Genomic DNA, 24248 nt, shown 5'->3' on the forward strand with positions numbered 1-24248 from the left:
CTCAGGGCAGCAGCCGCAGCACGTAGCCGGGCAGGGCGAAGGCGCCGCGGTGCACCTCGGGGGTGTAGTAGCGGGTCTCGATCCCGGCGGCGGCGAAGCGGTCTTGCAACGTCTCGGCCGGGGTGCGGCGCGCGTCGCCGTCGGTGCCCCAGCCGAACGCCATCGGCCCGCCAGCATAGGTCGGCACCGTGGCCAGATAGCAGGTCGCGTCGGCGAACAGCGCCCGGAAGGCGCGCATGGTGTTGGTCAGCTCCGCGCCCTGCAGGAACGGCACGCCGTTCTGCGTGACCAGGATGCCGCCCGCGGCCAGGCAGGCTTTCGCGCGGCCATAGAAGCTGTCGGTGAACAGCACCTCGCCCGGGCCGACCGGGTCGGTTGAATCGACGATGATCACGTCGAACCGGTCGGCGCAGTCGCGCACGAACTGCGCGCCGTCGGCGATCACCAGCTCCAGCCGCGGATCGTCGAACGCGCCGGCGGACAGGCCGGGCAGGTACTTCTTCGAGAACGCGACCACGCCGGCGTCGATCTCGACCATGGTGACGCGCTCGACCGCGCTGTGGCGCAGCACCTCGCGCGCCATGCCGCCGTCGCCGCCGCCGATGATCAGCACGCGCCGCGCCGCGCCGTGCGCCAGGATCGGCACATGGGTCAGCATCTCGTGATAGATGAACTCGTCGCCCTCGGTGGTCTGCACCACGTCGTCCAGCGTCAGCACCCGGCCGAAGCGCGGGTTGGTGAACACGCGGATGCGCTGGTGCTCGGTCCGGCTGTCGTAGAGCACCTCGTCCTCGGCCAGCGCCTGGCGGTAGTCGTCGTAGAGCGCCTCGAAGGTCCATCCGGGAAGCTGGGTCTGGGGCACGGCCATCTCCTTGCGGGGTCTGCGGGTGGCGCGGACTATGGGCGAGGGCCGCGGGGCCTGCAAGGCCGTGGGGGCGGCGGTCAGCGGCGCCGGAACGGGCGCGCCGCGGCGCTGCGTGCCTGCGCCCGCCTCGGGCCGATGCCGGCCAGCCGGTGCGGCCCCTGCGCGGCCGGCGCGGGGCGCCGACGCGGCGGCAATCTTCGAGGGTGGGGATCGCGTTCACGTCCGCCGGCGAACGCCGCTTCGTCGCGGCGTTCGCCCGGGCGGCGTCAGAGCCGCTGGGCGACGATCTCTTCGCCGCGCAGCAGCTCGCGCACGCGCACGTCGCCGGCGGCAAAGGCGTTGCGCAGCACGCTGACCGCGCGCCACGGCTCAGCGTCGCCACACATGAACACGTCGAACGCGCCATAGCCGATCTCGGGCCAGGTGTGCACCGAGATGTGGCTTTCGGCCAGCACCGCCACGCCGCTGACGCCCTGCGGCGAGAACTTGTGCGTGTGCAGGTGCAGCAGCGTCGCGCCGCACGCGTCGACGCAGTCGCGGAACGCCTGCTCAATGCGGGACCGGTCGTCCAGCCCGACACCGTCGATCACCTCGATGATCAGGTGCGTGCCGGCGAAGACCTTGCCGTCGCGGCGGATGAAGTGATCGTCGCGCGACGGATCGAACACGTCGCGGTCATGGACCAGCTCCAGGTGGTTCTCATGCGCAGACACGGATGCCTGCGCGGGAATGCCCGCGTGGGTGGCGCCTGTCTCCAGACCGTTCCCCAGTTGGACGTGGGTGGCGCTTTTCATCGCGTCCTCCATGCCAGCCAGCAGAATGAATCCAGCGGTTCCTTAGCGCCCCCCCGGGAAAACCCGAAGTTGGGATCGGCAACCCTGTGGGCGGCGACCTAATCGGGCGCGCCGACTCGTTCAAGGGCAAAGACGCCAATGGGCGGAATTTTTCCGGCCTGTCGCGTCCGGGCGGCGTCAGCCGGGGTCCGGACGCAGCGCCGAACGGGCCCGGCCGGTCCAGAACAGCGCCCAGACCGCATAGCCCATGAACCTGGGCGCATCCACGATCAGCACGATCGGCCTGGTCTGCGGAACGATACGTCGAAACCCATGGACCCGGCCGGCGGCCGCGGCCGCCTGCGGCCCGGAAGCTGAGCCATGATCCCCGACCGGAACAGCAGGTGGGCCGCACAGATCACATATTCGGGCAGGGCGCCGACAAGCAGCCCGGCGTGCTCGTGCGGCATGAACCGGTCGTCCGGCGCGACAAGGGCCAAGAACAGCGCGGCGGCGCCGAAGCGGTGCGGCGACATCGGGAAGGATCGCCGCGAACGCGCAGGCCGCGGCGGGTGCCGAGGATCCGTATCGCCATTATCGACATCCATGAATGACGTCCGCCACTCGATCGCATTGCGCATGAGGACAGCGCATCGTGTCATTCCGTCGTCATACGTCGTGCGGGAAAACGTCCGAGAAATCTGGGGTAATATGATACCTTAATTGCAAGGCCATGATTGGCAAGGAAAATACCGGAAGGCGGGGCGTTGACATGGCGCGGGAAATCCGTAGAAACCGCTCATCCGCTTTCCGGGTGGTGACGGCACCGACGCCACCGCCACAGACGATTGGACAAGACCGATGAAAACCTACTCCGCCAAACCGGCAGAGATCGAGAAGAAGTGGGTCCTGATCGACGCCGAGGGCGTCGTTCTGGGCCGGCTTGCCTCGATCATCGCCATGCGCCTGCGCGGCAAGCACAAGCCCAGCTTCACGCCGCACATGGACATGGGCGACAACGTGATCGTCATCAACGCCGAGAAGGTGCAGATGACGGGCAACAAGCGCACCGACAAGAACTACCACTGGCACACCGGCCACCCGGGCGGCATCAAGTCGCGCACCGCCGGCCAGCTGCTGGAAGGCCGCTTCCCCGAGCGGGTGATCCAGAAGGCCGTGCAGCGGATGCTGCCGGGCGGCCCGCTGAGCCGCAAGCAGATGTCCAACCTGCGCGTCTATGCCGGCACCGAGCACGAGCACGCAGCGCAGCAGCCCGAGGTTCTGGACGTCCGCGCCATGAACCCGAAGAACACCCGGGAGCAGGCATGATGAACGACGATATCAAGAGCTTCGAGACCCTCGGCGAGGCCGTCGACGGCGTCGACACCCCGGCCGCGGTCGCGGCCGCGCCGTCCTACGAGCAGGTCCGCGACGCGCTGGGCCGTTCCTACGCCACCGGCAAGCGCAAGGACGCGGTGGCCCGCGTCTGGATCAAGCCCGGCAACGGCAAGGTCACGGTGAACGGCAAGGAGATGAACCAGTACTTCGCCCGTCCGGTGCTGCAGATGGTGATCGGCCAGGCCTTCACCGTGGCCGGCGTCGAGGGCGAGTTCGACGTGATGGCGACCGTCAAGGGCGGCGGCCTGTCCGGCCAGGCCGGCGCGGTCAAGCACGGTATCTCGAAGGCGCTGACCCTGTACGAGCCGTCTCTGCGCCCGGCGCTGAAGGCCGCCGGCTTCCTGACCCGCGACAGCCGCGTGGTCGAGCGCAAGAAGTACGGCCGCCGCAAGGCCCGCCGCAGCTTCCAGTTCTCGAAGCGCTGATCCGGTCGGCTTCGACAACTCGAAAGGCCCGTCGCGATGCTCGCGGCGGGCCTTTTTCATGCGCGCCGCCGGGATCGCGACGCGGGCCTCAGTCCGCCGCGGCGGCGAGGTGCGGCGCCAGCGCGCGTTCGGCGAACCATTCGGCGGCGCGCGGCGACAGGTGGTCGTTGTCCACCGACACCAGCCCGGTCGCGGTGCCGTCGAAGGTGATCAGGCAGCGGCGCGGGCCGTCCCCTGCGGGGCAGAAGCTGTCGGCCGGATCGACATAGGCGAAGCCGCTGCCCGCCAGGCCCCGCGCCAGCGCCCGGTTGCGCCCGGCCATCAGGTAGGCGTCGGCGTAGAGCGCGTCGCCCCGCGCGCTCAGCGTCTCGGGGCGGTACTCGCGGGTGAGGATGAACTGCTTGAACGCCGTCGGGTACCAGCGCGGCACCGGCCCGACGACGACGACCCGCGCGTCGCCCGCGGCCTGCGACAGCACCTGCACGGTGCGCGCCAGCGCGGCGTCGAAGGCGGCGTCGTCCATCGGATAGCCCCAGTGCCGCCAGCCGGCGTGCAGCACGATCAGCCGGTACGGCGTCTGCCGGACATGCTCCAGGATCCGGGCGTTGACCGCGTTGCAGTTCGGCCGGTGGTTCAGGATCGCCGGGTCCAGGTCCAGCAGCGGCGGGCAGCCGGCCTGGGTCAGCTGGGTCACCGGCAGCCCGCGCCGCGCCGCCGCCGCCCGCAGCCCGGGATAGAGCGCCGCGGCATGGCTGTCGCCCCACAGCAGCACCGACGGCGGCGCGTAGCAGACGTCGGCGTGGGTGGTCTCGTTCTTCTCCTGCAGCATGCAGTCGTACTGCCGTACCGCGTCCTCCCAGCCGAAGTCCGGCTGCCGCGGAAAGCGCGACAGGCGGTCGACCTGGGGCGCCGCGATCCCCGCCGCCAGCGCGGTGACCGCCAGCGCCGCCGCCGCGGCGCGCACCGGCGGCGCCGGATCGCCGCCGCGGCGGCGCCGGAACGGCTGCTCGACCAGCCGCCAGGTCGCCCAGCCCAGCAGCAGCGCCAGCGCCGCGGCCGCCAGCAGCATCGCCTCCGACGGCGGCCGCGCATCGGACAGGCGCAGCGCCGCGAGCAGCGGCTGGTGCCACAGGTAGGCGCTGTAGCTGATCAGCCCGATCCCCACCAGCGGCCGCGCCGACAGCAGCCGGCCGGCGGCGGTGCCCTCGGCGTGCAGCAGCAGCAGCGCGGTGCCGCCGACCGGCAGCAGCGTGTACTGCGACGGCCACGCCAGCCCCGGATGGCTGATCGCGATGCTGACCGTGATCGCCAGCAGCCCCAGCGCCGCGCGGCGGCCGTCGGCGCGGGCGCCGTACCGGTGGTGCCACAGCGCGCACAGCGCGCCGGCCAGCAGCTCCCAGGCGCGCGCGGGCAGCAGGTAGAAGCGGGCCTCGCTGCCGCCGACGCCGCCCGCGGCGATCGCGAAGCTGAGCAGCAGCAGCCCGCCCAGCGCCAGCCCAGTGCGCCGCGGCCCGAGACGCCACAGCGCCGCCAGCAGCAGCGGGAACAGCACATAGAACTGCTCCTCGATCGCCAGGCTCCAGGTGTGCAGCAGCGGCAGTTCCTCGGCGCGGGCGGCGAAATAGCCCGCCTCCTGCCAGAACCACAGGTTCGAGGCGAACGCCGCGGTGGCGATCACCGCCGCGAAGTGGTCCTCGAGTTCCTCGGGGGTCATCACCTGCATCATCAGCGGCACGGTGGCGGCGGTGACGAACAGCAGCGCCGGCAGGATGCGCCGCGCGCGCCGCTCGTAGAACCGGGTCAGCGAATAGCGCCCCTGCGCCAGGTCCTGCAGCAGCAGCCGGGTGATCAGGTAGCCGCTGATCACGAAGAACACGTCGACGCCGACGAACCCGCCCGCGGCCCAGGAAAAGCCCGCGTGGAACAGGATCACGGGCAGCACCGCGACCGCGCGCAGCCCGTCGATGTCCGGCCGGTGGTTCATGGTGCGCAATTTTAGCCGAGATTGTGGCGAAGATGCGCACCAGGTGCCCGCGGCTGGGCGATCGCAGAATCTGTCGGGTGGTTCAAGGCAGTTCGTCGAGCGATTCCTCGCGCAGCACGATGCTCAGGCCGGGGATGCTGGATTCGATCCGAGAGGCGAATGCCGCGTTCAATCGGCGGAATCGTGTTCTGGTGCCCTCGGAATCGTCGATGGCAAGCCAGCGTGGCGCTTCCAGTGCCGCGACCACCGTCTTCAGGAGCGACGTGGCGGATCCCTTCTCAAAGCGGACGGTCTGATCGCCGACGCCGAAGATATCGAGGACGCTGGCGAGCTTGCTTGAGTAGCTGAGCACCCTCACCTTGCCGCCGCTGAGCAGCGACCAGTAGGTGATGTGATAGGAATTGGTGATGATCCGGTCGGTCTTCTGCATCAACGCGCGCAGATCCTGAACGCTTGCCTCGTTGGTCAGGCACAGAACATCGGGATGTCGGGCTTTCACCTCCGCGAATATCCTTTCGACATTGCCCGAAACCCGAGGGTTGGCATTCAATACCAGACCGATTCGATCGCCGCGCGCGACCTCGGCGATCGGATGATGGCAGCTGGGGCAGGGTACGAATTCTTCCGACGTTCCCAAATCACGCGATGACAGGAATGCAGTCTCGTGGATCGGGAAGGTCTGTTCCTCGATCCGTCGTCGGCGGCGGCGGCGGGACAGGAAGCCCTTGATGCCGCGATCGATCGAGGCGGAATTACCGACGGCCCAGGTGATGCGATAGTGGTACTCGTCGGCAAGCGCGCTCTGGTGGGTCTCGAAGGCACCACCGCCGACGACAAGTACCTGTCCCGAGCAGGCAGGCGCCGCATGAATCCGGTAATATAGAAAGGGGGAGCACAGCTCGTCGCCCAGGTTGAACGGCACGCCGCGCGCGTTGTTCAAATAAGTCACGCCATCTTTCTCGAATTTGTACATGTCTGTTTTCCAGCGCGTTTGGTTCTGCCGGCATCGAACCACCATCGGTCGCGGAAAGCAAACCTGCGTGGGACAAGCGACCGGGAGAACGAAATATTAACCTTGCTGCGGTCCGATCGGGCCGGTTTTTCCGGGGGCGCGATGCGGTATCGGGCGGACATCGACGGGTTGCGGGCGGTCGCGGTCGCCGGGGTGGTGCTGTACCACGCCCGGGTGCCGTGGGTGCAGGGCGGCTTTGCCGGGGTCGACGTGTTCTTCGTGATCAGCGGCTACCTGATCGCCGGGCTGTTCGCCGCCGAACGGGCGCGCACCGGCACCGTCGATCTGGCCGCGTTCGCGCGCCGGCGGGTGCGCCGCCTGCTGCCGCTGCTGCTGCTGGTGCTGGCCGTCAGCCTGCCGGTGGCCGCCGCGGTGCTGCTGCCGCAGCAGCTGAAGGATTTCGGGCAGGCCGCCGGCGCGGCGCCGCTGTTCGCCGCCAACCTGCTGTTCTGGCATGAGTCGGGCTATTTCGCCGCCACCGCCGCCGGCAAGCCGCTGCTGCACCTGTGGAGCCTGGGGGTCGAGGGGCAGTTCTACCTGCTGGCGCCGCTGCTGCTGTGGCGCCGCGCCGGGCTGCTGGCGGCGGGGCTGCTCAGCCTGGCGGCGGCGGTGTGGGCGGCGCGGGCGCTGCCCGAGGCCGGGTTCTACCTGACGCCGTTCCGGCTGTGGGAATTCCTTGCCGGTGCGGCGCTGGCGAGCTGGACCCTGCCGCGCCTGCCGCGGGCGGCGGGGGCGGCGGGGCTGGCGATGATCCTGGCCACCTTCGCCGGCTTCGACGGCGGCATGGCCTGGCCCGGCGCGGCGGCGCTGCTGCCGGTCGCCGGCGCGGCGCTGGTGATCGGCGCCGGCGGCGCGCCGCTGCTGGCGGCGCCGCCGCTGGTGCGACTGGGGCAGCTCAGCTACGGGCTGTACCTGTGGCACTGGCCGGTGTTCGTGTTCTTCGCGCTGCGCTGGCCGGAGGCGCCCTGGCCGCTGGCCGCGCCCGGTCTGCTGGCGCTGTCGCTGGCGCTGGCCTGGGGCAGCTGGCACCTGGTCGAGCGCCCGGCCGCGCGCGGCGCCGGCGGCCGGCTGCTGCCGGCGGCGGGGCTGGCGCTGGTCGCGGCCGGGGTCGGGCTGCACCTGAGCGGCGGGCTGCCGGCGCGGCTGCCGGCCGAGGCGCGCGCGGTGCTGGCGCAGGCGCGGGTGTCGAGCACGCCGTGCCATGACCGGCTGGACGCGGCGCAGGCCGCCGCCGGCGCGCGCTGCGTGATCGGCGCGCCGGGCGTGGAACCGGACCTGGCGCTGATCGGCGACAGCCACGCCGACCACCTGGGGCCGGCGCTGGACCGGGCGCTGGCGGCGCGCGGCCGCGCGGCGGTGGTCTACACCGGCAGCTGGTGCGCGCCGGTGCCGGGCTTCGGCAGCGCCGCCCCCGGTCGCGGACCGGGCTGCGCGGCGCTGATGCAGGCGGCCTGGGCGCAGGTGCTGGCCGACCCGAAGCTGCGCACGGTGATCGCCGCTGCGCAGTGGGGCAACGTCACCGACGGCACGCGCGGCGACCTGCCGGCGGTCGCCTACGGCAGCGCGGCGCTGGCGGCGAGCGTGCCCGCCGCGAACGCCCGCGCGCTGGAGGCGGCACTGCAGGCCTTCGCCCCGCGGCTGCGCGCTGCCGGGCGGCAGGTGCTGCTGCCGATGCCGGTGCCCGAGTTCGCGGCGCCGGTGCCCGACAGCCTGGCGCGGCTGGCCTGGACCGGGACGGCGACCGGGGTGGCGACCGGGACGGCGACCGCGACGCTGCCGCCGCTGGACGAGGCGGCGCGCAACGGCGCCGCGGCGGCGGTTCTGCGCCGCTTCGCGGCCGCCGCCGGCGCCCGTACCGTCCCGGTGCGCGACCTGTTCTGCGCGCCCGGCGCCGCCCGTTGCCGGGTCCGCGCCGCCGACGGCGCGCCGCTGTGGCGCGACGCCTCGCACCTGACCCCGGCGGGGGCGGCGCCGGTCGTTGCCCGGCTGATGGAAATTGTCGATGCTGGCACCGCAACGACAGGAGACCATCATGATCATCTATCCCTGCGGCAGCCGCCCGACACAGACCGGGCCCGAGTCCACCTTTACCGGTAGCGTGCGGCTCGACCCGATCGCCTCGGCCCCCGACGCGCCGGGGGTGCGGGCCAACCTGGTCAGCTTCGCGCCCGGCGCGCGCACGCACTGGCACAGCCACACCCACGGCCAGGTGCTGCACCTCACCCAGGGCGCCGGGCTGATCGCGCTGCGCGGCGAGGCGCCGCGCCCGATCCGGGCCGGCGACAGCATCTGGATCCCGCCCGACGTGGAGCACTGGCACGGCGCCGCACCGGACACCGCGATGACCCATGTGGCGATGCAGCCCAGCCCGCAGGGCGACGAGACCGACTGGCTGGAGCCGGTCGAGGACGGCGATTACACCCGGCCGCCGGCGGGTTGAGCTCGGCGGCGGATTATCCTTCCGCAACGTAAGGTTAACGCGCGTTCTGATCGCACCCGGGCAATCGCGCGCAATTGACGCTAAACTCGGGCATCGTCGATTCGTTCGGCGGGCACAGCAGGCGCATGTTCGCGCCGCGAAGGTCCACGGAGGAGAAACCAATGAACGTCAAAACACTGCTTGCCGCCGTCGCTGCCGCGACCATGCTGGCGGGCGGGCCCGCGCTGGCCCAGGAGCAAACCTTCATCTCGATCGGCACCGGCGGCGTCACCGGTGTCTACTATCCCACCGGCGGCGCGATCTGCCGGCTGGTGAACCGCGAGCGCAAGGAGCACGGCATCCGCTGCGCGGTCGAGTCGACCGGCGGCTCGGTCTACAACATCAACACCATCAAGGCCGGCGAGCTGGAGTTCGGCGTCGCCCAGTCCGACTGGCAGTACCATGCCTACAACGGCACCTCGCAGTTCGCCGACAACCCGTTCCCGGGCATCCGGGCGATGTTCTCGGTCCACCCCGAGCCGTTCACCCTGCTGGTGCGCGCCGACAGCGGCATCACCAGCTTCGAGGAGCTGAAGGGCAGGCGGGTCAACGTCGGCAACCCCGGCTCGGGGCAGCGCGCCACGATGGAAGTGGTGATGGACGCGTTCGGGCTGACGATGGACGATTTCTCGCTGGCGACCGAGTACAAGGGCTCGGAGATGGCGCAGCAGCTGTGCGACAACAACATCGACGCGATGATCTACACCATCGGCCACCCGGCGGCGGCGATCGAGGAAGCGACCACCACCTGCAACGTCGACCTGATCGACGTGGTCGGCGAGCCGATCGACAAGCTGGTGTCGGAGAACAGCTATTACCGCGTCGCCACGATCCCGGCCGGGACCTACACCGGCCAGGACGAGGACAACACCACCTTCGGCGTCGGCGCCACCTTCGTCAGCTCCGAGGACGTGCCCGAGGAGGTCGCCTATGTCGTCGCCAAGGCGGTGATGGAAAACCTCGACGACTTCCGCAACCTGCACCCGGCGTTCGCCAACCTGAAGGCCGAGGAGATGGTCCAGGACGGGCTGTCGGCGCCGCTGCACCCGGGCGCCGAGCGCGCCTACAAGGAACTGGGCCTGCTCGAATAGGCCGCCGCGTTCCCGCGCCGCCCCGGTTCCGCGGGGCGGCGCTTTCGGTTTTCCGGTTCCGTGCTGCAGGGGGATGAGCGATGAGCGTCACCGGTGAGCGTACCGCCGACGATCTGGTGGCCGAGGCCGACACCGGCGCACGCAACGTGGCCGGGTTCCAGCAGCGTCTGATCGTCGGCATCTGCATCGTCTGGTCGCTGTTCCAGCTGTACATCGCCTCGTCGCTGCCCGGCGTGCTGGGGCAGGCGACCGGCGTGTCGCTGTTCGCCAACGTCGTCGCCCAGGCGCGCTACATCCACCTGGCGTTCGCGCTGACGCTGGCGCATCTGGCGTTCCCGCTGTTCGGCCACAAGAACCGGATCCCGGTCTACGACTGGGTGCTGGTGGCGCTGAGCGTCGCCGCCTGCCTGTACCTGATCCTGTACCGGTTCGAGATCGCCCAGCGTCCCGGCTTGTGGTCCACCACCGACGTGGTGATGTCGGGCATCGGCATGGCGGCGCTGCTGGTCGCGGTCTACCGCTCGCTGGGGCTGCCGCTGGTGGTCATCGCCAGCGTGTTCCTGTCCCTGGCGTTCTTCGGCGGCTATTCGGAATGGATCCGCAACCTGACGAACTACGGCGGCTCGTCCTTCACCAAGGCCATGGGCCACTACTGGATGCAGACCGAGGGCGTGTTCGGCGTCGCGCTCGGGGTGTCGACGACGATGATCTTCCTGTTCGTGCTGTTCGGCGCGATCCTCGACAAGGCCGGCGGCGGCAACTGGTTCATCAAGGTCGCCATCGCGCTGCTGGGGGCGCTGCGCGGCGGGCCGGCGAAGGCGTCGGTGCTGAGCTCGATGATGACCGGGATGATCTCGGGCTCGTCGATCGCCAACACCGTGACCACCGGCACCTTCACCATTCCGCTGATGCGCAAGATCGGATTCCCGGCGGAAAAGGCCGGCGCGGTCGAGGTCGCGAGTTCCACCAACGGCCAGCTGACGCCGCCGGTGATGGGCGCGGCGGCGTTCCTGATGGTGGAATACGTCAACATCCCCTACATCGAGGTGATCAAGCACGCCTTCCTGCCGGCGGTGATCAGCTACATCGCGCTGCTCTACATCGTACACCTGGAAAGCCTGAAGATGGGGCTGACCGGGCTGAAGAAGCCGGGCCGTCAGATCGGCGTGGCGATGATCCTGATCCTGTTCCTGTCCGGCTTCCTGCTGGTCGCCGCCGCCGCCTGGATCATGGTGGCGATCCGCGCGCTGCTGGAGCCGGTGATGCCGGACCAGAGCATCCTTGCCTCGCTGGCGATCCTGGCCGTGGCCTATGTCGCGCTGGTGTGGGTGGCGTCGCGCTACCCGGACGTGAAGCCGGACGATCCGAACGAGGGCGTGGTCGAGGCGCCGCGGCTGACCCCGACGCTGATGGGCGGGGCCTACTACGCGCTGCCGATCCTGGTGCTGGTGTGGAACCTGATGATCCGCACGGACGATCTGGACCGGCTGTCGCCGGCGCTGTCGGCGTTCTGGGCCGCGGTGATGATGATCATCGTCGCGCTGACGCACCGGCCGCTGAAGGCGCTGTTCCGGGGCGAGCATCATGCCACCTCCGAGGCGGTGGCCGGGTTCCAGGACTTCGTTCTGGGGCTGATCATGGGCGCGCGCAACATGATCTCGATCGGCGTCGCGACCGGGGCCGCGGGGATCATCGTCGGCACCATCAGCCTGACCGGCGCGCACCAGATCATCGGCCAGGTGATCGAGACGGTCTCGGGCGGCAACCTGATGATCCTGCTGGTGCTGGTGGCGGTTCTCAGCCTGATCCTGGGCATGGGCCTGCCGACCACCGCGAACTACATCGTGGTCTCGTCGCTGATGGCGCCGGTGATCGTCACCGTCGGCGCGCAGGCCGGGCTGATCGTGCCGCTGATCGCGGTGCACATGTTCGTGTTCTACTTCGGCATCCTCGCCGACGACACCCCGCCGGTGGGGCTTGCCGCCTATGCCGCGGCGGCGATCAGCCAGGGCGATCCGATCAAGACCGGGATCCAGGGCTTCAGCTATGACATCCGCACCGCGCTGCTGCCGTTCCTGTTCATCTTCAACACCGACCTGCTGCTGATCGACGTCGGGCTGGTGAAGGGCGTGTTCGTGTTCTTCGTCTCGCTGCTGGCGATGCTGCTGTTCGCGGCCTCGACCCAGGGCTACTTCATCGCCAAATCGCGCTGGTACGAGACCGTCGCGCTGCTGCTGGTGGTGTTCATGCTGTTCCGCCCCGGCTTCTTCCTGGACCAGGTCGAGCCGCCGTACCGGACCTATTCCGGCGGCGAGGCGCTGGATCAGATCGCCGCCAGCGCGGCGGGCGCGCCGGTCCGGCTGACCATCTCGGGGCCGGATTTCGACACCGGCAGGATCGCCGAGACCACGCTGCTGATCACCCCCGAGGCCGACGGCGACGCCGCCGCGCGGCTGGACCCCTACGGTCTGACCGTCTTCGAGGACGAGGCCGGGCTGGTGCTGGAAGAGCCGTTCCCCGGCACGCCGTTCTTCGAGCAGCTGGCCAACGGCTACGACTTCTACGGCGACACCCCGGTGACGATCCGCCAGATCGCCCTCGAGGCCGAGCGGATGCCGAAGGAGGTGTTCTTCCTGCCGGCGCTGCTGATCCTGGCCGGGATCGTCGCGCTGCAGTGGCGCCGCCGGCTGCAGGCGCCGTTCTAGCGGCCGTTCGATCGGTCGTTCCGGGGGCGGGGCGTTAGCGCGGCAGGCGCAGCACCGCCTTCAGCCCGCCCAGCGCCTCGCTGTCCGACAGCTCAAGCGCGCCGCCGTGCGCGCGCGCCACGTCCTGGGCGATCGCCAGACCGAGGCCGACGCCGCCGCCGCGGTCCTGGTTGCGCGCGCTGTCGAGCCGGATGAACGGGCGCATCACCTCCTCGCGGCGGTCCACGGGCACGCCGGGGCCGTCGTCCTCGACGATGAACTGCACCGCGCGCGGGGTGGTGCGCAGGCTCAGCCGGGTGCGGCTGCCATAGCGGGTGGCGTTCGACAGCAGGTTCTGCAGCGCCCGCGCCAGCGCCGCGCGGCGCAGCGTGGCGGTGGGCAGCTCGGCGGGCTCGAGCCGGATGTCGGTCTCGACGCAGCCGCCGCCGCGACGGGCCTGCTCGGCCATTTCCTCGAGCAGCGCCGGCAGGTGCACGTCCTCGACCTCGTCCATCTGGTCGCCGCGGGCGAAGGCGAGGAAGCTGTTGAGCATCTGCTCCATCTGCTCGACGTCGCGCTCCATCTCGCGCGCCTCGGGCATGGCGTCGGCCATCGCCAGGCTCAGCTTCATCCGCGTCAGCGGCGTGCGCAGGTCGTGGCTGACGCCCGACAGCATCTGCGTGCGCTGTTCCATCGCGCGCTCGATCCGCTGGCGCATCGAAAGAAACGCGGCGCCGGCGCGGCGCACCTCCTCGGCGCCGGCGGGGCGGTAGGGCACCGAGCGGCCCTTGCCGAAGGCGTCCGCGGCATTGGCGAGCTGCAGGATCGGCTTCATCTGGTTGCGCATGAACAGCAGCGCGATCACCGCCAGCACCAGCGCCGTCGCCGTCATCAGCACCAGCAGCTGGTGCGGATTCGAGACGGTCATCCGGCTGCGCGGGATCACCGCCCGCAGCACGCCCTTGTCGGTCTGCAGCCGCACGTCGACCTGGCGCCGGTCGGCGGCCAGATCGATCTGCAGCTGCCCGCCCAGCAGGTCGGCCATCTCGGCCACCAGCGCCCGGCCCGACAGGTCGAACAGGTCGCGCCGGTGGGCGCCGGGGCGCAGCTCCTCCGCGCGCAGCGACAGCGCGATCTCCAGCGGCTGCGACAGGTTGGTCAGCCGCAGCTGCGCGATCTCGGCGGTGGGCGAGGTGTCGATCACCTGCTGCGCCACCGCCAGCTCGCGCGCGATGTTGCGGGTCATCTGCCGCGTCACGCCCTCGAAATGGCGCTGGAAGAAGACGAAGGCCACCACCAGCTGCAGCGCGATCAGCGGCACGATCACGATCAGCATCGCGCGCGGGAACAGCGACCGGGGCAGGGGATACTTGAGATTGCGCGGCGTCATGATACGCCAAGCGTTACCGGCCCCACCGGGCCCCCGCAAGGACATGCCGATGCCAGACCCGTCCAGCCAGACCGTCGCGCCGGGGGTGCGCGCGCTGACCGCGCCGAATCCGGGGCCGATGACCCACGCCGGCACCCGCACCTACCTGCTGGGCCGGCAGGCGGTGGCGGTGATCGATCCCGGCCCGGACGACGCCGCCCACCTGGCCGCGATCCTGGCGGCGCTGGAGCCCGGCGCGCGCATCACGCACATCCTGGTCACCCACGCCCACCGCGACCATTCCGCCGCCGCGCCGGCGCTGCGGGCCGCCACCGGCGCGCCGGTGCTGGCGTTCGGCCCGCCCGAGGCCGGGCGCAGCCCGATGATGGCGGCGCTGGCGGCGCGCGGCGACCTGGCCGGCGGCGAGGGCATCGACCGCGGGTTCCGCCCCGACCGCTGCCTGCGCCACGGCGAGGTGCTGGCCGCGCCGGAATGGACGCTGGAGGCGCTGCACACCCCCGGCCACCTGTCCAGCCACCTGAGCTTCGCGCTGCCGCAGGCCGGGACGCTGTTCACCGGCGACACGGTGATGGGCTGGTCGACGACGGTGATCTCGCCGCCCGACGGCAGCGTCGGCGCGTTCCGCGCGTCGATGGCGCTGCTGGCCGCGCGCCCGGAGCGGCTGTACCTGCCCGGGCACGGCGCGCCGGTGATCAACGGCCCGGCGACGGCGCGGGCGCAGGGCGCGCACCGCGGCCTGCGCGAGGCGCAGATCCTGGCGGCGCTGGCCGAGGGGCCGCAGACCGTGGCGGCGCTGGTCCGGCGGCTGTACGCGGGTCTGGCTGCGCCGCTGCGCCCGGCGGCGGCGCGTAACGTGCTGGCGCACCTGCTGGAGCTGGCCGAGCAGGGCCGCACGGCGCTGCCCGACGCGCCGCTGATGGAGGCCGAATTCCGTCTGGCGGCGGGCTGACCGGCGCCGCGCCGAAAAGCCGGGATATTCCTCTTGTCGCTGCCGAATCCATGCGCTATACGCAGCCGGCGTTCACAAGGCGCGGCTCCTGTTCCGGCGTAGCTCAGTGGTAGAGCATCGGACTGTTAATCCGCTGGTCGTAGGTTCGAATCCTACCGCCGGAGCCAACTTTTCCCAGATCCAGATATCCGGGCGGGCTCGCCGTCACCGGCAGGGTGTTCGCCGCGGCGCGGATGCGGGCCCGGGCGCCGATCCCCGCGGCCCGTCTCCGCGGTAGCGCGCGCGGCGGGCGCGTCCCGGCAGCCGGGCGCGACCGCGGCAGGGCGCCCGCCCTCGCCGGTGCGCCGCGGGGCGTGCGGACGCCGGTCGCCCGGCGGTTCAGAAGCCGACCTTGTCCGCGCCCTTGAGCGCGAGCATCTCGCGTGCCTCGTCCGGGGTCGCCAGTTCCAGCCCCAGCCCCTCGATGATCTGGCGCGCCTTGGCGACCTGCTCGGCGTTGGTGCGGGCCAGCTGGCCGGGGCCGACCCAGAGCGAATCCTCCAGCCCGACGCGGACGTTGCCGCCCATCGCCGCCGCCATCGCCGCGATCGGCAGCTGGTTCTTGCCCGCGCCCAGCACCGACCAGCGGTACTGGTCGCCGAACAGCCGGTCGGCGGTGCGCTTCATGTGCATCACGTCCTCGGGGTGGGCGCCGATACCGCCCATCAGCCCGAACACGGTCTGGATGAACAGCGGCGGCTTCACCAGGCCTTCGTCGAGGAAGTGCTTGAGGTTGTACAGGTGCGCAGTATCGTAGCATTCGAACTCGAACCTCGTGCCCAGCGGCCCGAGCGTGGTCAGGATGTACTCCACCTGACCGAAGCTGTTGTTGAAGACGATGTTCTTGTTGCCGACATAGTCGCGTTCCCACTGGTGCTTCAGGTCCGGGAACCGCTTCAGCATCGGGAACAGGCCGAAGTTCATGCTGCCCATGTTCAGCGAGGCGACCTCGGGGCGGTGCGTCTCGGCCGGGCGGACGCGTTCCTCGATGGTCATCGTCGGGGCGCCGCCGGTGGTGATGTTCACGACGCAGTCCGAGGCCTGCTTGATCACGCCGAGGAACGGCTTGAACGCCTCGGGCGACTGGTCCGGCCGGCCGTCCTCGGGGTTGCGGGCGTGCAGGTGCACGATCGCCGCGCCGGCCTCGGCCGCGCCGATCGCCGCATCGGCGATCTCGGAGGCGGTGACCGGCAGGTATTCGGACATCGACGGGGTGTGGATCGCGCCGGTGACGGCGCAGGTGACGATGACCTTGCGTGGCGTGGCCATGATGGGCTCCTTCAGGGTTGTTCGGCCGCCAAGTGGCGGCGCAGCGCGGCAAGGCGCCGGTCGCGCCGGTCCTGCCGGGCGCGGATGCTGGCGGGGGCGCGATCCTGCGGCCAGGTCGCGGCGATCTTCTCGGCGTTTTCGACAGTGAACACCTCGGGCCCGGCCGGGGCCGCGGCGAGGCGGGCGTAGAACGCGCCGTAGCGCCCGGCGTAGTCGACGATGCCGCCGGGGGCGTTCAGATCGATCGTCTCGATCGGTCCCATGAACGCCCAGCGCAGGCCGAGCCCGTGCTTGATGGTGGCATCCAGCCCCTCGACGCTGACCACGCCTTCGCCCAGCAGCCGCAGCGCCTCGGCCAGCAGCGCGCCCTGCAGGCGGTTGAGCACGAAGCCGTCGCGCTCCTGCGTCATCCGAACCGGCACCTGGCCGATCCCGGCGTACATCGCCTCGGCCCGGTCCAGGGTCGCGGCGGTGGTCCAGGGCGCCGGGCACAGCTCGACCACCGGGACCAGGTGCGGCGGGTTCACCGGGTGGCCGACCACGCAGCGGCCGCGATGCGCCAGATCCTCGGTGAAGCGCGACGCGACGATCGCCGAGGTAGACGAGGCGATGACCGCGTCCGCCGGCGTCGCGTCGTCGAGCCGGGCGAACAGCTCGCGCTTGATCTCGATCCGCTCCGGGCCGTTCTCCTGCACGAAGCCGGCGCCGGCCACCGCCTGCTCCAGCGTCGGGCAGGTGCGGATGCGGGCAAGCGCGCCGTCGCGGTCATCCAGCAGGCCCTCGGCCGCCAGCGTGTCGCACAGCGTGGCCATGTCGTCGGCGTAGCGTTCGAGCACGCCGGCGTCGGCGTCCCAGACCCGGACCTGGTGTCCGGCGCGGGCGAACAGCGCGCTCCACGAGCGGCCGATCAGACCCGCGCCGACGATGGCAACCGTTTCGGTCATCTTGGTCCTTTCCTCAAAGCCAGAGCACCTTGCGGCGCAGGTCGATGTCCTGTGCCAGCGCGCAGGACGGGCCTTCGTGGATGATGCTGCCGCGCTCCAGCGCGACGGTGCGGTCCGATAGCGTCAGCGCCAGGTCCAGGTTGTGGTCGACGATGATGATCGACACCTCCTGCCGCAAGCGGTCGAAGGTCTCGAACAGCTGTTCGACCACCGCCGGCGACAGGCCCTCGAACGGCTCGTCCAGCAGCAGCACGCGGGTGTCGCCGGACAGCGCGCGCGCCACCGCCGCCATCTGCTGCTCGCCGCCCGAGAGGTAGTCGGCAGGGGTGTCGAGCCGTTCGCGCAGCCGCGGGAAGTAGGTGAGGATGCGCTCCTCGTCCCAGTGCGAGCCGGCGCCGGTCTGCCGGCGGATGCGGCCCAGTTCCAGGTTGTCCTTTACCGACATGCCGGCGAACAGCCCGCGGCCCTGCGGAACGTAGGAGATCCCGGCGCGGGCCATCGCCGCCGAGGGCAGGCCCTGGATCGGCCTGCCGTCCAGCCGGATCTCGCCGCTGCCCACCGGCGCGATGCCGATCAGCGCCTTGAGCAGGGTCGACTTGCCCGCGCCGTTGCGGCCCAGCAGCGCGACGATCTCGCCCTGGCGCAGATCGAAGCTGACGTCGTTGATGATGTGGCTCTTGCCATAGCTGACGTTGACCTTGTCGAGCGCCAGCAGCACCTCGTCCCGCACCGCGCTTTCGCGCCGTCTGGCGGTGACCGCCGAGATCCCCGAGCCGATGTAGACCTCCTGCACGCGGGGGTCGGTGCGGGCGTGCTCGACGGTGCCGTCGAGCAGCACGTGGCCCTCGTTCATCACCGTCACGTGGTCGGCCAGTTCGAACACCCGGTCGATGTCGTGTTCGACCAGCAGCACCGGGATGTCCTGCGACAGCGACTTCAGCAGCAGGCCGACGCGCTCGCGCTCGGCCACCGACAGGCCGGCCAGCGGCTCGTCCGCCAGCAGGATGCGCGGATGGTTGCCCAACGCCAGGCCGAGGTCCAGCAGCCGCTGGCCGCCGTAGGACAGCGAGCCCGCCTCGGCCTGCTCCATGCCCGCCAGCCCGGCGTAGTCCATGATCTGCGCGGTGCGGGCGTTGACCTCGTCCAGCCCGCGGGCGCGGATCAGCGGGTTCATGCGCTGCGCGTCGCCGGCCTGCACCGCCAGGCGGATGTTCTCGTGCACGCTGAGCGAGGGGAACAGGTTGGTGATCTGGAAGCTGCGCCCGATCCCGGCGGCCGAGATCTCCTCGGGGGTGCGCCCGGACAGCGGCTGGCCGGCCAGCGTCACCTCGCCGGCGTCGGGCTTGTAGAGCCCGGACAGCAGGTTGAACGCGGTGGTCTTGCCGGCGCCGTTCGGCCCGATCAGCGCGTGCAGCGTGCGGTCGCGCACCGAGATGCCGACATCGTCCACCGCCTTGAGCCCGCCGAAGTGCTTGGAGATGCCGCTGGCCACCAGCAGCGGGCCGGCGACGTGCTCGGCGGGTTTCAGGAACGCGGGCAGCGGATGCACCCCGGCCCGGCGCCCGGCCATGGCGGCGCCGGTCTCGGCGGGCGGGCGCAGATAGCGGCGGATCTGCCCGGGCAGGCCGACCAGGCCGTCGCGGGCGAACAGCACGAACACCATGAACACCAGGCCGAACCAGAACAGCCAGTTCGAGGACCAGATCGACAGGTACTCGCGGAACAGGATGTAGAACAGCGCGCCGATCACCGGGCCGATGAAGCTGCGCATGCCGCCGATCACCACCATTGCCAGCAGCTCGCCCGAGAAGATCACCGACATCGGCTCGGCCGAGGTCATCCGGTTCTTGTAGAGCAGCAGCGCGCCGGCCAGCGCGGTGATCGTCGCCGACAGCACGAACGCGGCCAGCTTGTAGCGGTCGACCCGGTAGCCCAGGAAGCGCGCGCGCTGCTCGTTCTCGCGGATCGCCAGCAGCACCGTGCCCAGCGGCGAGTTGTTGAACCGCCACAGCAGCGCCAACACCGCAAAGGCGATCGCGGCGACCAGCCAGTAGTAGGGCTGCGACATCTCGAAATCGACGCCGAGGAACGCCGGCCGGTCGATGCCGCCGAGGCCGTTCTCGCCGCCGGTGACCTCGGTCCAGCGGAAGGCGATGGTGAAGCCCAGCGCCGACAGCGCCAGCGTCATCAGCGAGAAGTAGACCCCGCGGCGGCGCAGGATCAGCGCGCCGAACACCGCCGAGGCCGCCGCGGTGATCAGCAGCGCCGCCAGCACCGGGATCAGGAACGCCCCGCCCATCGCCAGCGAGGTCAGCCCGGCGGCGTAGGCGCCCAGGCCGAACCACGCGCCGTGGCCGAAGCTGACCAGCCCGGTGCGCCCGGCGAGGATGTTCAGGCCCATGCAGGCGAGGCCGTAGATCACCACCTCGGTCGCCGAGGTGTAGGTCAGCCCGGCGGCGAGGATCACGAAGGGCAGCACGACCAGCGCGGCGCCCGCGGCGAGAAGCGGATGGATGCGGGGCATGGGGACCTATTCGAAGCGGAGGATGCGTTCGCCGAGCAGGCCGCGCGGGCGCACCAGCAGAACCAGGAACATCAGCAGGTAGATGGCGGCGGTGGACCAGGACGACAGGCCGACGGCGACCAGCACCCCCTTGGTCAGGCCGACCAGCACCGCGGCGATGATCACGCCCCAGAACGAGCCGAGCCCGCCGATCACCACCACGACGAAGGCCAGGGTGATGATCTCGGCGCCCATCGCCGGGTGCACGGTGTAGATCGGCGACAGCAGCACGCCGGCCAGACCGGCCAGGCCGATGGCGATCCCGGCGACGACCGACAGGTAGGGCCGCAGCGAGATCCCCAGCGCGCCGACGATCTCGGGGTTCTGCACCCCGGCGCGCACGATCCGGCCGAACGAGGTGCGGTTCAGCAGCACCCACAGCCCGGCCACTGCCAGCGCGGCGACCGCGATCAGGAAGATCCGGTAGCGCGAGTAGATGAAATCGCCCAGGAACACCTGCCCGCGCAGCACGTCGGGCATGTTGTAGCTTTGCGGCGAGGCGCCGAAGATCCAGCGCAGGCCCTGCTCGATCACCATCGCCAGCCCGAAGGTCAGCAGCAGCGAGTACAGCGGGTCGATGCGGTAGAAGCGGGTGAACAGCAGCCGCTCGGTCAGCATCCCCAGCCCGGCGACGATCAGCGGCACCAGGATCAGCGCGCCGAAGAAGCCCGCATAGGGCGTGATCACGAGCGCGAGGTAGGCGCCGATGGCGAAGAACGCCCCGTGCGCGAGGTTGATGATCCCGCCCAGCGAGAAGATCAGCGACAGCCCCAGCGCGATCAGCAGGTAGTATGTGCCGTCGAGCAGTCCGTTCAGGACCTGCGCGATGAATAGCCCCAGCATGGCGGCGCGATGCCTCCCGGTTTCCTGTCCTTGGGTGGCGGGCGGCGGATGCCGCCGCCCGCCGGCGGCTCAGAGCGTGCAGGTGCCGCCGGTGACGCTTTGCGCCAGCGTCTCGAGCGGCTGGTCCGCGCCGGGCAGCGGTTCCGAGGTGGTGAAGATGTCCCACTGGTTCTGCGCCTCGCCCGCGGGCAGCGCGGTGATGGCGTAGATCTCCTGGATCAGCTGGTGGTCCGAGGGGCGGAAATAGCCCTTGCGGTTCTTCATCAGGTCGAACTGCGCCTCGTCGCTTTCGAGATAGGCGACCAGCGTGTCGCCGCCGGCGTCGCCGGCCTCGGCCACCGCCCTGGCCATGATCAGCCCGGCGTTGTAGTCGCCCCAGGCCTGGTTCTCGGGCGGCTTGCCGTAGGCGTCGGTGAACGCCTGGACGAAGGCCTGGCTGGCGTCGTTCGGCACCAGGTGGTTCCAGACGTTGGGCCAGGTGCCGCTGAAGTTCTGCGCGCCCGCCGCCCAGGCCGAGACGGTGTCGAAACCGAAGCCGCCAAGGGTGAAGTCCAACCCGAACTCGCCGTACTGCTTGAGGAAGTTGGTGATCTGCGTCCCCGCGAGGTTCAGCGCCACCACGTCAGGCTGCGCCTGCCGGATCTTCAGCAGGTAGGACGAGAAATCGGTGGCGTCGGTCGGCACCAGGTCGTCGCCCACCAGCACGCCGCCGTTGGCGTCGAGGAACGCCTTGGCCGCCGACAGCAGGTCGTGGCCGAACGCGTAGTCGGCGGTCATCGTGTACCAGTTCTTGCCGTCGACCATGTCCTGGCTGCGGAAGAACTCGCCCTCGGCGTTCACATACATCGAGTTCTGCGTCTCGACGTGGAACATGTAGCGGTTGCAGTCCTGGCCGCGCAGGCTGTCCGAGTTGCCGCCGGTGTTGATGAAGCACTTGCCGTAGCGCGCCGCCACCTGGCTGATCGTCAGGCACGAGGCCGAGGAGATCTCGCCGATGATCATCTCGACCTGGTCGCGCTCGAACATGCGCTCGGCCTTGGTCGAGGCGGTCTGCGGGTTGACGCTGTCCTCCATGATCAGCTCGATCTGCCGCCCGCCGGCGCCGCCGTTGGCGTTGACATGCTCGACCGCCAGCTTGATGCCCATCTGGGCGTATTCGCCCAGCGGCCCGAGAAAGCCGGTGGTCGGGGTCAGGTGGCCGATCTTCAGCGGCGCGGCCTGCGCCCGCAGATAGGCCGGGGCCGCCACGCCCAGCGCAACGCCGGCCGCGCCGGTCCGCAGAAAGCCCCTGCGGGTCGTGTTTTCGGTTGTCATGGTATCCTCCCTGGAACCTGGTCTTGCGGATCAGACCGGACCGGGGCGGGGACGTTCCGGCTGACTTTCGCCGCCCGCCGGTGGATCAATGGTTGAAGTCCTGCCCGATCTGGTGTGATCTGAGATCACAGTTGCAGAGAGGCGCTGCGTGAGTCAACACGGAGTTACCGAAATCATGGCCCAGCCGCTCGACAAGCTCCGACCCGCCCGCCGGCAAACGCTTTCCGATCAGGTGTTTGACACCCTCAGCGAGATGCTGCTGTCGGGCGCGCTGCGGCCCCGCGACCGGCTGTCGCTGCGCGATCTGGCCGAGCGGCTGGAGGTTTCGATGATGCCGGTGCGCGAGGCGGTGAGTCGCCTGGCGGCCAGCGGCGCGCTGGAGGTCAGCCCGAAACGCGCGGTGATGGTGCCGCTGATGACCGCGGCGGAATTCGCCGACCTGACCATGGTGCGGATGCTGAACGAGGGGCAGGCGGCGCGGCTGGCGGCCGAGCGCGGCGCGAAGACCGACATCGCCGCGGTCATCGCGCTGTCCGAACGGTTCGATGCGGTGCTGGACCGGGCCTACGGCAGCGCCGCGGCGGTGGCGGCGAACAAGGATCTGCATTTCGCGCTGTATCGCGCCGCCGGCTCGGCCGCGCTGATGGAGGTGATCACCATGCTCTGGCTCAAGGCCGGGCCGATCATCAACTTCGACATCGGCGTCGAGGCCGGCGTGCCGCGCGAGGAAGAGATGCAGCGCTCGCGCGGGCACCACTCGCGCGCGCATCACCGGATGCTGTGCGACGCGCTGACGGCGCGCGACGGCGACGCCGCGGCGCACGCGGTGGCCGAGGACATCCGCACCGCCTCGGAACTCATCCGCGCCCACGGCGGGATGGACACGGACGACAACATCAGGAGGATCATCCCGTGAAGCTGGAACTGCAGGGCGCGCGCGTCATCGTCACCGCCGGGGCGCAGGGCATCGGCCGCGCCATCGTCGACGCCTACCTGGCCGAGGGCGCCCGCGTCGCCACCTGCGACACCGACGACGCCGCGCTGGAGACGCTGCCGCCCTCGGTGTTCCGGCAGCGCGCCGACATGGGCGACGCGGCGCAGATCGCCACCTTCATGGCCGCGGCGCTGGACGCCCTGGGCGGGCTGGACGTGCTGGTGAACAATGCCGGCATCGCCGGGCCGACCGGCCCGGTCGAGCAGCTGGACCCGGCGGACTGGGACGCCTGCCTGAACATCTGCCTGACCTCGCAGTTCCATTGCGTGCGCCACGCGGTGCCGGCGCTGCGGAAAAGCGGCAACGCCTCGGTGATCAACCTGTCGTCGCTGGCCGGCCGGCTCGGCTTTGCGCTGCGCACGCCGTATGCGGCGGCGAAATGGGGCGTGATCGGCCTGACCAAGTCGCTGGCGATCGAACTGGGGCGCGACGGCATCCGCTGCAACGCGATCCTGCCCGGCATCGTCGCCGGCGACCGCCAGCGGCGGGTGCTCGAGGCCAAGGCCCAGCGCCGCGGCATCAGTTTCGCCGAGGTCGAGGCCGAGGCGTTCTCCTACACCTCGCTCAAGGACTATGTGCAGCCGGAGCAGATCGCCGACCAGATCCTGTTCCTGACCAGCCCGCGCGGGCGCACGATCTCGGGGCAGGCGGTGTCGGTCTGCGGCGACGCGCAGATGCTGGCCTGAGCGACCGGCACGGGTCTGCCGGCGAGGCGACGGCGAATGCCGCGTCGCCCGCATCGTCGCCGCTTTAGCAGGCTGCTGAAGAAGTCGGGTTGGAAGGACGCTGTTCCTGCCGTCAGAGTTTGAAGGAGGATCTTCGCGGCAGCGGACTCCTGGTCTGGGTTGCCCCTTTCTTCAGGTCGGCAATAGTTTCGGTAGCCTCGCGAGATTGCAGGCTGCCATTGTCATCGTGAATCGCGCGCGGACCCTGTCGAGGCCGCGGTGGAGCGTCTGGGCCATGCCTCCCACGGTCTTGGCCCAGCCGAGGGGTTCCTCGATCTTCTTCCGGCACCTTTGGGACAAGGCGTATCCCGGATGCTGAGTGGTCCGCCCGTCGATGGCGGAATGTCGGGCCTTCTGCGCGACATGCGGGGTCACGACCATCCGTCTGAGTGCGGCGACGAAGTCGGCGCTGTCGTATCCCTTATCCGCTCCGAGCGTCAGGCGCCGGGTCGACCCCGGGGAATGCCGATTGATCATCTCAAGCGCCGCCTTCCGCTCGCCATGCCC

At 70.5% G+C, this 24248-nt stretch carries 21 protein-coding genes and 1 tRNA gene; 10 read left to right on the forward strand and 12 right to left on the reverse strand.

Translation table 11 applies throughout. The features are described 5' to 3' along the window. Window position 1 precedes the first annotated feature (1 nt). The 3 genes from speE to GE300_RS05555 all read right to left on the reverse strand — a co-directional run bounded on the left by speE (window position 2) and on the right by GE300_RS05555 (window position 2279). Window positions 2-862: a polyamine aminopropyltransferase gene (gene speE, locus GE300_RS05545; protein WP_325063117.1), complete on the reverse strand. Its 861-nt coding sequence runs from the start codon at window positions 860-862 to the stop codon at window positions 2-4. Window positions 863-1131: 269 nt separating this feature from the next. Further along, window positions 1132-1659, reverse strand: a complete 528-nt coding sequence (gene speD, locus GE300_RS05550; protein ID WP_154445538.1) for an adenosylmethionine decarboxylase — start codon at window positions 1657-1659, stop codon at window positions 1132-1134. A gap of 269 nt (window positions 1660-1928) precedes the next feature. After that, window positions 1929-2279: a hypothetical protein gene (locus GE300_RS05555; RefSeq protein WP_154445539.1), complete on the reverse strand. Its 351-nt coding sequence runs from the start codon at window positions 2277-2279 to the stop codon at window positions 1929-1931. Window positions 2280-2499: 220 nt separating this feature from the next. Between GE300_RS05555 and rplM the strand changes: the two genes are divergently transcribed. Both rplM and rpsI read left to right on the forward strand, forming a co-directional pair. After that, window positions 2500-2967 (forward strand): 50S ribosomal protein L13, encoded by a 468-nt coding sequence (gene rplM, locus GE300_RS05560; RefSeq protein ID WP_154445540.1) that lies wholly within the window; start codon window positions 2500-2502, stop codon window positions 2965-2967. Beyond that, complete coding sequence (gene rpsI, locus GE300_RS05565) at window positions 2967-3461, forward strand: 30S ribosomal protein S9 (protein ID WP_154445597.1); 495 nt, start codon at window positions 2967-2969, stop codon at window positions 3459-3461. Before rplM ends, rpsI begins: the two co-directional genes overlap by 1 nt. Before the next feature lie 88 nt (window positions 3462-3549). Here rpsI and GE300_RS05570 read toward each other — a convergent pair whose 3' ends face one another. After that, complete coding sequence (locus GE300_RS05570; RefSeq protein WP_154445541.1) at window positions 3550-5445, reverse strand: acyltransferase family protein; 1896 nt, start codon at window positions 5443-5445, stop codon at window positions 3550-3552. Between the two features lie 82 nt (window positions 5446-5527). Beyond that, window positions 5528-6418, reverse strand: coding sequence for a hypothetical protein (locus GE300_RS05575; RefSeq protein WP_154445542.1), 891 nt, complete (start codon window positions 6416-6418; stop codon window positions 5528-5530). A gap of 141 nt (window positions 6419-6559) precedes the next feature. On the opposite strand from GE300_RS05575, the gene GE300_RS05580 reads away from it, so the two are divergent. The 4 genes from GE300_RS05580 to GE300_RS05595 all read left to right on the forward strand — a co-directional run bounded on the left by GE300_RS05580 (window position 6560) and on the right by GE300_RS05595 (window position 12732). After that, on the forward strand, window positions 6560-8554 hold the full coding sequence (locus tag GE300_RS05580; protein ID WP_154445543.1) for an acyltransferase family protein: 1995 nt from the start codon (window positions 6560-6562) through the stop codon (window positions 8552-8554). After that, window positions 8490-8897 carry a (R)-mandelonitrile lyase gene (locus GE300_RS05585; RefSeq protein ID WP_154445544.1) on the forward strand — a complete coding sequence of 136 codons (408 nt, stop codon included), beginning with the start codon at window positions 8490-8492 and terminating at the stop codon, window positions 8895-8897. Before GE300_RS05580 ends, GE300_RS05585 begins: the two co-directional genes overlap by 65 nt. A gap of 161 nt (window positions 8898-9058) precedes the next feature. Further along, the gene (locus tag GE300_RS05590) at window positions 9059-10027 is read left to right on the forward strand and encodes a TAXI family TRAP transporter solute-binding subunit (protein ID WP_154445545.1); all 969 of its coding nucleotides are present in this window, start codon (window positions 9059-9061) and stop codon (window positions 10025-10027) included. An 80-nt stretch (window positions 10028-10107) separates the two neighbouring features. Continuing rightward, window positions 10108-12732, forward strand: coding sequence for a TRAP transporter permease (locus GE300_RS05595; protein ID WP_154445546.1), 2625 nt, complete (start codon window positions 10108-10110; stop codon window positions 12730-12732). Between the two features lie 34 nt (window positions 12733-12766). Here the strand turns inward: GE300_RS05595 and GE300_RS05600 are convergent, their stop codons facing one another. Continuing rightward, window positions 12767-14101, reverse strand: a complete 1335-nt coding sequence (locus GE300_RS05600) for an ATP-binding protein (RefSeq protein WP_154445547.1) — start codon at window positions 14099-14101, stop codon at window positions 12767-12769. A gap of 49 nt (window positions 14102-14150) precedes the next feature. Between GE300_RS05600 and GE300_RS05605 the strand changes: the two genes are divergently transcribed. Both GE300_RS05605 and GE300_RS05610 read left to right on the forward strand, forming a co-directional pair. Next, window positions 14151-15050, forward strand: a complete 900-nt coding sequence (locus tag GE300_RS05605) for an MBL fold metallo-hydrolase (RefSeq protein WP_154445548.1) — start codon at window positions 14151-14153, stop codon at window positions 15048-15050. A gap of 92 nt (window positions 15051-15142) precedes the next feature. Next, window positions 15143-15217, forward strand: a tRNA-Asn gene (locus tag GE300_RS05610). 211 nt (window positions 15218-15428) lie between these two features. Here GE300_RS05610 and GE300_RS05615 read toward each other — a convergent pair. From GE300_RS05615 to GE300_RS05635, 5 genes are all read right to left on the reverse strand, one after another. Beyond that, window positions 15429-16358, reverse strand: coding sequence for a BKACE family enzyme (locus GE300_RS05615; protein WP_154445549.1), 930 nt, complete (start codon window positions 16356-16358; stop codon window positions 15429-15431). Window positions 16359-16369: 11 nt separating this feature from the next. Next, window positions 16370-17302: a 3-hydroxyacyl-CoA dehydrogenase gene (locus GE300_RS05620; RefSeq protein WP_154445550.1), complete on the reverse strand. Its 933-nt coding sequence runs from the start codon at window positions 17300-17302 to the stop codon at window positions 16370-16372. 13 nt (window positions 17303-17315) lie between these two features. Further along, window positions 17316-19826, reverse strand: a complete 2511-nt coding sequence (locus GE300_RS05625; RefSeq protein WP_154445551.1) for a branched-chain amino acid ABC transporter ATP-binding protein/permease — start codon at window positions 19824-19826, stop codon at window positions 17316-17318. 6 nt (window positions 19827-19832) lie between these two features. Beyond that, window positions 19833-20708, reverse strand: a complete 876-nt coding sequence (locus GE300_RS05630; protein ID WP_154445552.1) for a branched-chain amino acid ABC transporter permease — start codon at window positions 20706-20708, stop codon at window positions 19833-19835. Between the two features lie 69 nt (window positions 20709-20777). Beyond that, entirely contained in the window at window positions 20778-22022 is a 1245-nt protein-coding gene (locus GE300_RS05635; RefSeq protein WP_154445553.1) for an ABC transporter substrate-binding protein, read from the reverse strand. A 175-nt stretch (window positions 22023-22197) separates the two neighbouring features. Here GE300_RS05635 and GE300_RS05640 point away from each other — a divergent pair, with 175 nt between their 5' ends. Both GE300_RS05640 and GE300_RS05645 read left to right on the forward strand, forming a co-directional pair. After that, window positions 22198-22938 carry a GntR family transcriptional regulator gene (locus GE300_RS05640; RefSeq protein ID WP_154445554.1) on the forward strand — a complete coding sequence of 247 codons (741 nt, stop codon included), beginning with the start codon at window positions 22198-22200 and terminating at the stop codon, window positions 22936-22938. Next, a complete protein-coding gene (locus GE300_RS05645; protein WP_325063118.1) occupies window positions 22935-23702 on the forward strand; it encodes an SDR family oxidoreductase in 768 nt (255 codons plus the stop codon). Before GE300_RS05640 ends, GE300_RS05645 begins: the two co-directional genes overlap by 4 nt. A 171-nt stretch (window positions 23703-23873) precedes the next feature. Here the strand turns inward: GE300_RS05645 and GE300_RS05650 are convergent. Then, the coding region (locus GE300_RS05650) for a transposase (protein ID WP_233416776.1) at window positions 23874-24248 on the reverse strand (375 nt) is incomplete at its 5' end.

It is taken from the genome of Halovulum marinum (assembly GCF_009697225.1).
GTDB lineage: Bacteria > Pseudomonadota > Alphaproteobacteria > Rhodobacterales > Rhodobacteraceae > Halovulum > Halovulum marinum.

Coding starts and splice junctions, on each gene's coding strand:
- speD (WP_154445538.1), bottom strand. CDS start 1,659: ATGAAAAGCGCCACCCACGTCCAACTGGGGAACGGTCTGGAGACAGGC.
- GE300_RS05555 (WP_154445539.1), bottom strand. CDS start 2,279: ATGCGCAATGCGATCGAGTGGCGGACGTCATTCATGGATGTCGATAAT.
- rplM (WP_154445540.1), top strand. CDS start 2,500: ATGAAAACCTACTCCGCCAAACCGGCAGAGATCGAGAAGAAGTGGGTC.
- rpsI (WP_154445597.1), top strand. CDS start 2,967: ATGAACGACGATATCAAGAGCTTCGAGACCCTCGGCGAGGCCGTCGAC.
- GE300_RS05570 (WP_154445541.1), bottom strand. CDS start 5,445: ATGAACCACCGGCCGGACATCGACGGGCTGCGCGCGGTCGCGGTGCTG.
- GE300_RS05575 (WP_154445542.1), bottom strand. CDS start 6,418: ATGTACAAATTCGAGAAAGATGGCGTGACTTATTTGAACAACGCGCGC.
- GE300_RS05580 (WP_154445543.1), top strand. CDS start 6,560: ATGCGGTATCGGGCGGACATCGACGGGTTGCGGGCGGTCGCGGTCGCC.
- GE300_RS05585 (WP_154445544.1), top strand. CDS start 8,490: ATGATCATCTATCCCTGCGGCAGCCGCCCGACACAGACCGGGCCCGAG.
- GE300_RS05590 (WP_154445545.1), top strand. CDS start 9,059: ATGAACGTCAAAACACTGCTTGCCGCCGTCGCTGCCGCGACCATGCTG.
- GE300_RS05595 (WP_154445546.1), top strand. CDS start 10,108: ATGAGCGTCACCGGTGAGCGTACCGCCGACGATCTGGTGGCCGAGGCC.
- GE300_RS05600 (WP_154445547.1), bottom strand. CDS start 14,101: ATGACGCCGCGCAATCTCAAGTATCCCCTGCCCCGGTCGCTGTTCCCG.
- GE300_RS05605 (WP_154445548.1), top strand. CDS start 14,151: ATGCCAGACCCGTCCAGCCAGACCGTCGCGCCGGGGGTGCGCGCGCTG.
- GE300_RS05615 (WP_154445549.1), bottom strand. CDS start 16,358: ATGGCCACGCCACGCAAGGTCATCGTCACCTGCGCCGTCACCGGCGCG.
- GE300_RS05620 (WP_154445550.1), bottom strand. CDS start 17,302: ATGACCGAAACGGTTGCCATCGTCGGCGCGGGTCTGATCGGCCGCTCG.
- GE300_RS05625 (WP_154445551.1), bottom strand. CDS start 19,826: ATGCCCCGCATCCATCCGCTTCTCGCCGCGGGCGCCGCGCTGGTCGTG.
- GE300_RS05630 (WP_154445552.1), bottom strand. CDS start 20,708: ATGCTGGGGCTATTCATCGCGCAGGTCCTGAACGGACTGCTCGACGGC.
- GE300_RS05635 (WP_154445553.1), bottom strand. CDS start 22,022: ATGACAACCGAAAACACGACCCGCAGGGGCTTTCTGCGGACCGGCGCG.
- GE300_RS05640 (WP_154445554.1), top strand. CDS start 22,198: ATGGCCCAGCCGCTCGACAAGCTCCGACCCGCCCGCCGGCAAACGCTT.